Genomic DNA, 9,540 nt, shown 5'->3' on the forward strand with positions numbered 1-9,540 from the left:
TAATGCCTTTTTTAGCAACTTTCTTTATTTTCTATTCCAGCTAATAAAGTGAACCCAATAGAATCATAGAACCGCTTAACCTTGCGATCCAAGATAAGGAATGTTAGTCCAAGCAGCAATCTGTAATCTAACTAAACTACCATCATCTTGAATAGTAAAAACTGAGACTGTACCTTGATTTCCGTTAAGAGTATAAAAATGACGTCCATCTTTACTCACTCCAACATCCATCGGCAAACCTGGTGCTGTCTCGGCGGTGTACTGGTAGTATGCCCTATCACCGATAATACTCCATTTTAATCGGTTCAGTTGGTTGAGATGGTGCCGCTAAAGGTGTTGGTACTGTAGGTAAAACGTCCATCTCTCGTTGTTATAACCCAACAAGCAGTCTTATATCCGTTTGGTACAGAGCTGCTGAGATTACTTAATCATTGGATCTGCGGTCCTTAAAACAGTGTGGTAAGATAGGTATAAAACCCGTTGACGGAGGATGCTATGATTTGGTTTTTGTTGCTTGTTTTTGTTTTTGCTTTAGTGATGGGCTATTTCCAAGTTCCGATTTGGATTATGTATGTCGTATTGGCAGTTATGATTATTTTCTTTTTAATTCGAAACCCTCTGTTATTTGGAAAAGATCCCGAAAAAATGTTGGCGTATCTAAAAAAATCAAAAGCTGCGCATTTGCAATTCTTGTACCATTTTCTTCAGGGGAACCTATCGGCGGCTGAGCATGCCTTGGGGAATATCCGCTCGAAAAAAGCGAAACTAAGCTCGGAATTGATGCTCTTAAGGGAACGGAAAGAATACGGAAAAGCAAAAGATCTCCTTTCTAAAATGAGTGGGCATAAGACAAAGTGGTATGCTTTGTCGGATATTGCGATTCAGGAAGAGGACGCCGAATCATTCAAACAATATAAAGAGAAGATAAATGACACGTTCCTTTTAAACATGTTGGAAGTAGATCAAGCCGTTTTTGATGGGAAAAGGAAAGAAGCGGTTGCGCTTCTCGAAAACATGATTCCTAAGTTAAGGGGATATAAATTATTGACAGCCGTCCAAGTTCGAAAGCAAATACTTGAAGGAAAAATCTAAAAGTGCGAAAGCATTCGCTTTTGCTATTTTAATTCCTGAATATATATAAAGACCGTCTTTGACGATAACGGGTTCCGTTTCCTATCGAAAAACTCGAAAATGTAATCAAATTTGCCCCTGAATTTGTATGGTGTTTTGTATCGATATTCGTACTGAAAAAGCAAATGACTCAGTCCAATACTGAGCCATTTGCTTTTGCCTATTCAAGTTTCTTTTTCAATTAACATCGCCTACCTAGGGCAAGCGTGTTATTTTGGCAGCGTTGCAATCATCGGAAAAAATTCAGTTGTCATTATACCAGCAATTACTGCTGGGTCTTCTGCTATAAGTTTTGGGACTTGAGCTTCATATTCAACTTCAATTACGGCAAGTCCGTGCGGAGCCGAAGGATTTAAAACAGGACCGAAGACCAAGGCAATCCCCTGGTTTTGCTTGTCGGTCCAATAAGCAATATGTTCTAACATAATGTTCCGCTCTTCTACTGTCATATCCTGGTGAAAAGTTGTTCTTGGAGGAGTAGACTTTAACATAAAGTGCATTTTACCTGTAGCTTCACTTGTAGTTTCTTCCGACATTCCGAATGTACCTCCATCGATTTAAATTTGTTTTTCTTAGTTACGACACTCAACTTCAATTATCACATAGCCCTCTATCGAGTACAATCAACCTCTTTTTGTGTCACATTACTGCCTTTCCGATAGGGAACGAAACCCGGTCCTTTGACACCTCTCTTTTTAAATCTTCTGTTCGCTGCCTCCTTAATTCTGATCTATCTTGTACTCATCAAGAAGATTTTTTATCGAATGGTTCAGCTCCACTATATTCACATTTCCCATGTTCGTATTGTTCATTCCATATTTCTTTTTTAACATGACAATTCTTCTGACACTATCATTAATTCTTTGTTCAGTGATCTCCCCTTTTTGAACAGCGACCTTTATGGATGTAATGGCTTCAACTATTTTGTTATAATCATGGGCCACTAAAATGATGTCACTGCCGGCAATAATGGAATCCACTGCCGCCGCGCCCATTTTATAATGGTCCGTGATTGCCTTCATCGTCATGTCATCCGTTATCACAACACCGCCGAAATCAAGCTGTTTTCTAAGGATATCTGTGATGACAACTTTGGACATAGACGCTGGATAGTGAGCATCCAATTTTGGCAGTAAGATATGTGCCACCATTACCACATCGGCCCCATTATCTATGGCACGCTCAAACGGGATTAATTCGAGTTTTTTTAGCTCTGTCAGATTTTTATATACGATTGGCAATTCGAGATGAGAATCAACCGTTGTATCTCCGTGTCCGGGAAAATGCTTAATCGTTGCGATTATATTTTGCGACTGAATTCCTTTCATGGTTTGAATCCCAAGCTTACTGACAACGTCCGGATTGTTTCCGAATGACCTGTCCCCTATTATTGGGTTTTTCGGATTGCTGTTGACATCAAGTACAGGAGCGAAGTCAAGATTGAACCCAAACCCATTTAACTCCTTGCCTAAAATCGTTCCAACTTTATAAGACAACTGAGAATTATTTATTACCCCAATCTCTTTATTAGTAGGAAAATTGAAAAGTCCTCCAGGCAGCCTGGTAACGCGTCCTCCTTCTTGGTCAACACTTAAAAATAACGGCAGACGGTTGTGAAGATTTTCAGTCTTTATTTCATTTAGCAGCTGAACGGTCTGTTCGGGATTGACTAAATTGTCCTGGTAAAAAATCATCCCTCCAACTTTGTAATTCATGATTAAACTGATTGTTTGTGGATCCAATTTTGTACCCGAAATACCAGCGATAATCATCTGCCCTATTTTCTCATCTAAACTCATTTCCGAAATCATTTCCGCTATGCTCTTTTGTTGATCCGGTTGATTTTCAACTTGGGTATAGACAGAAATATGATCCACTTTTGGATTCGGCTCCTTTTCGGTTGGCTTTGGTAATATCCACTTTAAATCAGTTGTCGAATTAACATGATATATAAGAATGATTTGGGTATTGAGTCGATCTTTATAGTACCGAACCTGATCAGGTTCACCGCCTGCCTTCTTGATTTCGCTTAATCGACTGGTCTGTAATACCGGATCATAGGACCTAATATCAATCAATGTTTCTCCAAGATACCCAAGGACGACATGGTGCTTTGCATATTCTTCGTACATAACACTTGAAGCTTTCGTTATTTGGTCCGGTTTTCCCCACTGGTTGGTTACATCTATTTTTTGAGTTTTACCGGAAATGAACGGAGAGTTTACTATTTTACCTTCCTTAGACAGTGAGAAGATATCACGGACCAATGCTTCTAGACTCGTGGGTTTATCTCCATTTAAATCTGATGGCTTACTCTTAGTTGGAGGTGATGTTATGGGAACTTTCTTGAACGGCTGCTTCTCACCTCTATCCCCTCCGAAAAAATAAATACCAACAACTAGTATAAGAACGAGTGAGAGAGTCGAAAAAATAAGCGATTTCAAAATGGATGAACTGCGTTTACGCATAACATAATTCCTTTCTATGTCATATTTTTCTAAAAAACATGTGCTCAAGGAGACTAGTATATTCATAGTATCTTATACACTATAAATACTCAAACAGTATTCCCTACCAATTAATTAGCTATAGAATAGGCTATGCTTACAAAACAACTATTTTGTCTCTTAATTTTCAAAGTTCTTAATTAGAGTATAAAACTAAAAAGTGCTAGGTAAACCCATTTTTGGTATTTACTTAGCACCTTATTTTTCATTAGTTAACATAAGAATAGTTTGTTCACTGATATTCAGTTACTTAATGTTTTTCCTGTCATCCGCATTTGGTGGTTGCTCCATCCAATTTTTTTTAATAAGTAACTTACCAAAACTACCATATACAAGCATATCATCGAGAATTGCTTTTTCACAAAATGTTACAATATCGGCTCTCATACTATAAATCACCGCAGTACCGTAATAGGAAATAGCCGCAGCAAATAAAAAACCCGCATGAAACAACATTAATTTATCAGAAAAGGGTGATACATTTGAGTTTGTTATTTCCGAGTCATAGGTTGAAGGTAAATGAAGGTCTTCAGTGAGTAATAAATTTGAAAAATTGCTCATGTGTTTATTAGCTGCTTGAATACACTTTTCTAAAAACTTATTTACTTCTTTATCTTTACATACTTGTTTAAAAGCAATCAAAAGGCCTTTTGTAATCGCACTTTTTTCTAGATTAAAATAGATATTCCCGCATTCGAGCGAATTCATCGCTCGTTTATTACCAAATAAATCAGTAGCATAATCCATCGTAGTGATAAATTTAATTTTATCTGGTGTTGAATACAGTGGAGGTTTATTTAGAAGGTCCTTTTTCTCAAGGATTGCCAATGATTCGTTATATAAATTCATGGTGTTTATATTACATTGGTAATAAAAATCTCTAATGTCTTGACGAATGGAAAGCGTAAAGGCTAGGCTATAAGATTGTTCTGCGTACATGGACATGGTATGAATATAATTTAAGCAAAAAAATTCTGTAAATAAAGGGGGAGCCTCTAAATTCACATCTTTTTCATTAAAGCCTTTAGGTATGGGAAAATCATCTTTATTAAATAATTCCTTTAATTTGTTTAGATGATTTTGACCAAGTTTTTGAGCATTTTCAAAAACTTTTACGATTTCTGGATCTTGAGTGATCTTTCGCATGTAATTAATCACACAAATCCCCATTGTCTCACGTATGTAATGAGTCCATAAATTTGATATTTCTGGTGAGGTCAATTTATCATTATTTTTGTTCATTTTTCCATCCTATAACTTGTTAATTTAGGTTTAATATCGTCAATTTTCCAAAAAATTATGTATTAAAACGAGGTAAAATATACCTTCCCACCTATTCTTTCTCTCTAGTACAGTCAGCATAGCTTCACATTTGAGGTATAAAAATAGATTCTATAGCACAGTTATTCTTTGTGAAGTGATTCAAAGGAATTAATAAAAAACTGCAAAAGCATACATTCTTTCCATATTTTTCTCCACAAAAAAACTAATCGGGAGTTTTACCGATTAGTTTTTTCTTTTATTGATTCTCTTTTTCTTTTTTTAAAGTATTTTCTAGTTCTCTTACTTCAAACGGTAGCAAAACTTGTTCAATTTGTCCTCTTTGAGATTCATACTGTGTTGGCAGCATCAATTGCTCACCCATTGTCTCTTGGGATTCATCATGAGCAAATCCTGGAGGATCAGTTGCAATTTCAAATAGTATTTCTCCATGTTCTCTAAAGTAAATGGCATTAAAATAATTTCTGTCTTTTACAGGAGTGACACCATATCCATTGGCGGCAACATATTTTTGCCAATCTAATTGATCTGCATCATCTATTGCCCGCCATGCAATGTGGTGCACTGTTCCGACGCCCATTTGTCCACGACCAATCGGAGTTAATTTAAGATCGATAATATTTCCAATTTCCGCAGTGGTAATGAACCGCGCAAGGTCTCCTTCTTTACCGACTAATTCTAGTCCCATTACTTTTTCTAACAATTCAGCCGTTTTGTTAGGCTGGGTAGATAATAGAGTAGCTCCTCCAAATCCTTTGATAGCAACTTCAGGTGTTACTTCTCCAAAAGTCCAGTTATTTACTTCCCCCGCTTCTCTTTCCACAATTTCAAGGTGAAGCCCATGAGGATCATCAAATTCCAAATACTGCTCTCCAAATCGTTCCATGACTGTAAAAGAAACATTGAATTTTTCTAGTCTTTTTTTCCAAAATTCCAAAGCTCCGTTTGGAACCACATAAGATGTTACTCCTACTTGACCGTCTCCAATGATTCCTTGACGAGCTCCTGCCCATGGAAAAAATGTAATAATGGTTCCTGGTTTTCCGCCTTCATTACCAAAATAAAGGTGATAAGTACCTGGATCATCAAAATTTACAGTTTGTTTTACTAATCGTAAACCTAATACACCAGCATAAAAATCTACATTCTCTTGTGGATGACCGACGATTGCTGTGATATGGTGTATACCCATGGTTTTCTTCCTCATTTTTTAACACTCCTTTTTAATGTATCATCCAGTTATTTAAGCAACTCGATACCTTATTCTATACTTACTACAGTTATTAAAGTCTTATAAACTTTCACTTTAATTTAAGAATCTCTAATTAGAGATATTTTAGAATAAAAAAGCATCTAACGCATATTGACCGGGACCAATTAAAGCAATACCTATGGCAACGACTAGCAAAGTCAAGTTATATTCATATCCATTTGATGTTGACCATAACCCATTTGGTGCATGCACCTTAATAATAGCCATTACCATAGTTCCAGCAATCATAATTCCTGCAAGTGGAGTTAATAGTCCTAATGCAAACAAAATTCCCCCAATAAGTTCTGCTAATCCTGCAAAAAGAGCCATGGTAATTCCAGGTTTCATGCCAATGGATTCAAACCAACCTCCTGTACCTTTTAAACCATATCCGCCGAACCAACCAAATAATTTTTGAGCACCGTGACCCACAAAAAGTAAACCTACAACCAAACGAATCATTAATAAACCAATATTTATCATCTTAATATCCTCCTAGTTTTTTATCTCGAATTCGAGATATCATCTTAAAAAAATGCGAGTTTAATTTTTACCCCTTACTTTTTTCAAAAGATGAACCAATGTCTCTTTCTATATTTAATTTGCTTTCCATCTAGTTCACCTCCTCAAAAGTCTCAAATTAAAGTATCTCGAATATGAGATAATCATAATACTTATCATTTTATTTGTCAATAACCTTTTTTTGTTTGTTTCTTTCTTGTTGAACGAAACTCCGTTTAAGTACAAACTTTCATTATCCTTTCTAAACTTAACATAGGTATTCATTATTCTTTAAAGTTGTTGTTACACACATTCTGGCCCAAAACATGAAAAAAGACACGTTCCTAAATAAACGCATCTTATAATGGAATAAGCATAAACCTTATATTTGTTGTTATTATATTTTAGTTTACAATTTACGGATTTACTGTTCCTTCAAAAATAACTTCTTTTAACGGTTTTCTGGTGCTCGGATTCTCACGCTCTTGCAAATTCGCATCGAGGATTTCTTTTTCGCCACGATAGCCAATAGTAATAACCGCATGAAGATCAAGATCATCTGGAACATTCAGCAAGCTACGGGCTTTTTCTTTATCGAATCCCCCAATAGCATGTGTGCTAAGTCCCAGTAAAGTAGCCTGAATGGCTAATTGGCCCCAAGCTGTGCCAGCATCAAATGAATGTGCACCATTAGGATCACCATTATCTCTCTTTTTACTTGATGCTACCAGGACAAGGACAGGAGCCTTTTCTGCCCAAGCTCGATTGAACGGATTTAAGAATTCATGAAAGGTTTTCAATTGTGCCTCTGTTTTAGCTACAATAAAGCGCCAAGGCTGATCATTGAAGGATGAAGGAGCCCAATGTGCTGCTTCAAGAAGACTATACAAATCTTCATCAGAAATCTTTTGGTCGGAATAGGCACGAGGGGACCAACGATTTAAAAATAAGGGATTAACAGAATACTCAGCTTTACGATATTCTTTAACCTCTCTTGTAAGCTGCTCAACAGGATTAACAAAACTCATTATATATACCTCATTTCCTATAGGAATAATCTTAGTTATAATCATAACATATCCAAAGTTAATTTTAGAAATTTTAAGAATTATTAATCGATATTTAGTATAGGGCATAGCCCTTATACTTCAATTTACTGTTTAGTGCCATAAAAAAGCCATTAAAACGACGCGTGATCTTTAACTCTTGCTACTCAATAGTAAAAGAAGTTAGTTATTTTTTTTATCAAACCTTTTTTAAAAACAAGCATTGTATTATCATAAGACGTACTTCTTATTTAGGAATGGCGTCTGTTAAACAGAAGTAAGTTCTAAACACCAAATAGCTGTCGAGGGCTCTCGCAAATCACCATTATTCCCGTTTCTCCCTTTACCGATATACAGGGACCCGCTCATGATTTGTGAGACAACCGCTTTTAAGAAACAAAAGGATTAAATTAATTCTTTCAGATGAGTTTTCGGATCATAGGAAATAATTTTTTCTCCTTTTTCCACTCGATGAAGAAAATCTGGATTGGCAAGTAACGGACGTCCAAAAGCAGCGATATCAATAGTTCCTTCTGCTATTGCTTGTTCAGCTGTTTCAGCATTTAAATCTCCGACTCCGACAATAACACCATCCCAATATTTACGGACGAGCTGATGCATTGTTTTTCCATCGGCAATTGTTTTGGTAAATTCCATGGTGGACGGATGAATCATTGTCATACCAACCTCTTTGAAAGCTTCAATAATAGTTTGAATAGCTTCTTCCGGATCATCCCACATGTAATCCGGCTGGTCAATTTTTAACGCTGAAAATCGAATAAGTGTACGATTAGCTCCCACTGCATCAATAACTTCCTTTAAGACTTCTTTCATAAATGTTAGTCTGCCTGCAAGATCTCCTCCGTATCTATCTGTCCGGTGATTGGAAACATCTGAATTAAATTGATCAATTAAATATCCATGGGCACCGTGCACTTCAACTCCGTCAAAACCTGCTTCAATTGCATTTATTGCTGCTTGTGTATATTGGCCGATGACTTCTTTAATATCGTCGATACTCATTTCTTCAGGTATATCAAAAGGTTTTCCAAATCGTGATACTTTTCCTTCCGCTCGTATAGCTGATGGTGCCTGTGGTGGTAGATTGCCAGCAATCTCATGATGACTTGCTCTTCCAACATGCCAAATTTGTGCGATAATCGTTCCACCTTCTCGGTGTACCGCTTTTGTTACCTTTTTCCACATATTAATTTGTTCTTGAGTATACAGCCCTGGAACGCCAGGATTACCTTTTGCGCGAGGACTAATGACAATGCCTTCAGTTATAATCAGACCAATTCCATCCGCTGCACGTCGACGGTAATATTCCACGACATCTTCACCAACAATACCTGTTTGAACATCAGCAAAACAGCGGGTCATTGGTGCCATGGCTGTTCTTGTACGCAACTTCCACGCACCTATGGTTACAGGTTCAAAAAGCTTACTAATCATCATATGTTCCATTATGCTTCCTCCTGATTATTTCTTATTTATTTTTACCAACTAATTTTAAGTAATAGCTGTGTTACCTAGCATAAAGATATTTAGCAAAATATTCAAATTATATACTCACTCAAAAATGCTGGTGCTCAGTTTTAAAAATATTTAGACCTAAGATACTGTTATTGTAAGATTTTTGCATTTACTTTTATGTATGTTTCATCCGTTGTTTAGGAATCATTCGCTTACTTATATAACGCCGGATTCTCTTATCTTATTCAGCACCATATTAATGGATTCAACGCATAATCATTGTGTGAGCAAATGATGAAATTCTAATTCAAGATTTCTGCTATCGTTTCCCTTAAATCCTACTCCG

General features: G+C 36.5%; 8 protein-coding genes and 1 pseudogene. 1 reads left to right on the forward strand and 8 read right to left on the reverse strand.

Annotated elements, in window-relative coordinates; translation table 11 throughout:
- Window positions 1-75: 75 nt before the first annotated feature.
- Window positions 76-419: pseudogene (locus AAHB15_RS28635) on the reverse strand (lactonase family protein); the annotation flags it as partial.
- A gap of 76 nt (window positions 420-495) precedes the next feature.
- On the opposite strand from AAHB15_RS28635, the gene AAHB15_RS28640 reads away from it, so the two are divergent.
- Window positions 496-1,092: a hypothetical protein gene (locus tag AAHB15_RS28640; protein ID WP_342043811.1), complete on the forward strand. Its 597-nt coding sequence runs from the start codon at window positions 496-498 to the stop codon at window positions 1,090-1,092.
- A 248-nt stretch (window positions 1,093-1,340) separates the two neighbouring features.
- On the opposite strand, the gene AAHB15_RS28645 is transcribed toward AAHB15_RS28640, so the two are convergent.
- The 7 genes from AAHB15_RS28645 to AAHB15_RS28675 form a co-directional block, all read right to left on the reverse strand.
- Window positions 1,341-1,667: a YciI family protein gene (locus AAHB15_RS28645; RefSeq protein WP_342043812.1), complete on the reverse strand. Its 327-nt coding sequence runs from the start codon at window positions 1,665-1,667 to the stop codon at window positions 1,341-1,343.
- A 183-nt stretch (window positions 1,668-1,850) separates the two neighbouring features.
- Window positions 1,851-3,599, reverse strand: a complete 1,749-nt coding sequence (gene nagZ, locus AAHB15_RS28650; protein ID WP_342043813.1) for a beta-N-acetylhexosaminidase — start codon at window positions 3,597-3,599, stop codon at window positions 1,851-1,853.
- Between the two features lie 285 nt (window positions 3,600-3,884).
- Complete coding sequence (locus AAHB15_RS28655; protein ID WP_342043814.1) at window positions 3,885-4,880, reverse strand: DUF3231 family protein; 996 nt, start codon at window positions 4,878-4,880, stop codon at window positions 3,885-3,887.
- Between the two features lie 277 nt (window positions 4,881-5,157).
- Entirely contained in the window at window positions 5,158-6,126 is a 969-nt protein-coding gene (locus tag AAHB15_RS28660; protein ID WP_342043815.1) for a ring-cleaving dioxygenase, read from the reverse strand.
- A gap of 129 nt (window positions 6,127-6,255) precedes the next feature.
- The gene (locus tag AAHB15_RS28665) at window positions 6,256-6,654 is read right to left on the reverse strand and encodes a DoxX family protein (protein WP_335575196.1); all 399 of its coding nucleotides are present in this window, start codon (window positions 6,652-6,654) and stop codon (window positions 6,256-6,258) included.
- 434 nt (window positions 6,655-7,088) lie between these two features.
- Window positions 7,089-7,700, reverse strand: a complete 612-nt coding sequence (locus AAHB15_RS28670) for a nitroreductase family protein (protein ID WP_335575195.1) — start codon at window positions 7,698-7,700, stop codon at window positions 7,089-7,091.
- A 423-nt stretch (window positions 7,701-8,123) separates the two neighbouring features.
- Complete coding sequence (locus tag AAHB15_RS28675; protein WP_335575194.1) at window positions 8,124-9,185, reverse strand: alkene reductase; 1,062 nt, start codon at window positions 9,183-9,185, stop codon at window positions 8,124-8,126.
- Window positions 9,186-9,540 lie beyond the last annotated feature (355 nt).

It is taken from the genome of Bacillus sp. OTU2372 (assembly GCF_038440275.1).
Lineage (GTDB): Bacteria > Bacillota > Bacilli > Bacillales > Cytobacillaceae > Neobacillus > Neobacillus bataviensis_B.

Excerpts from the sequence above, each read along its gene's own strand:
- AAHB15_RS28640 (WP_342043811.1), top strand. The coding sequence starts at position 496 with ATGATTTGGTTTTTGTTGCTTGTTTTTGTTTTTGCTTTAGTGATGGGC.
- AAHB15_RS28645 (WP_342043812.1), bottom strand. The coding sequence starts at position 1,667 with ATGTCGGAAGAAACTACAAGTGAAGCTACAGGTAAAATGCACTTTATG.
- nagZ (WP_342043813.1), bottom strand. The coding sequence starts at position 3,599 with ATGCGTAAACGCAGTTCATCCATTTTGAAATCGCTTATTTTTTCGACT.
- AAHB15_RS28655 (WP_342043814.1), bottom strand. The coding sequence starts at position 4,880 with ATGAACAAAAATAATGATAAATTGACCTCACCAGAAATATCAAATTTA.
- AAHB15_RS28660 (WP_342043815.1), bottom strand. The coding sequence starts at position 6,126 with ATGAGGAAGAAAACCATGGGTATACACCATATCACAGCAATCGTCGGT.
- AAHB15_RS28665 (WP_335575196.1), bottom strand. The coding sequence starts at position 6,654 with ATGATAAATATTGGTTTATTAATGATTCGTTTGGTTGTAGGTTTACTT.
- AAHB15_RS28670 (WP_335575195.1), bottom strand. The coding sequence starts at position 7,700 with ATGAGTTTTGTTAATCCTGTTGAGCAGCTTACAAGAGAGGTTAAAGAA.
- AAHB15_RS28675 (WP_335575194.1), bottom strand. The coding sequence starts at position 9,185 with ATGGAACATATGATGATTAGTAAGCTTTTTGAACCTGTAACCATAGGT.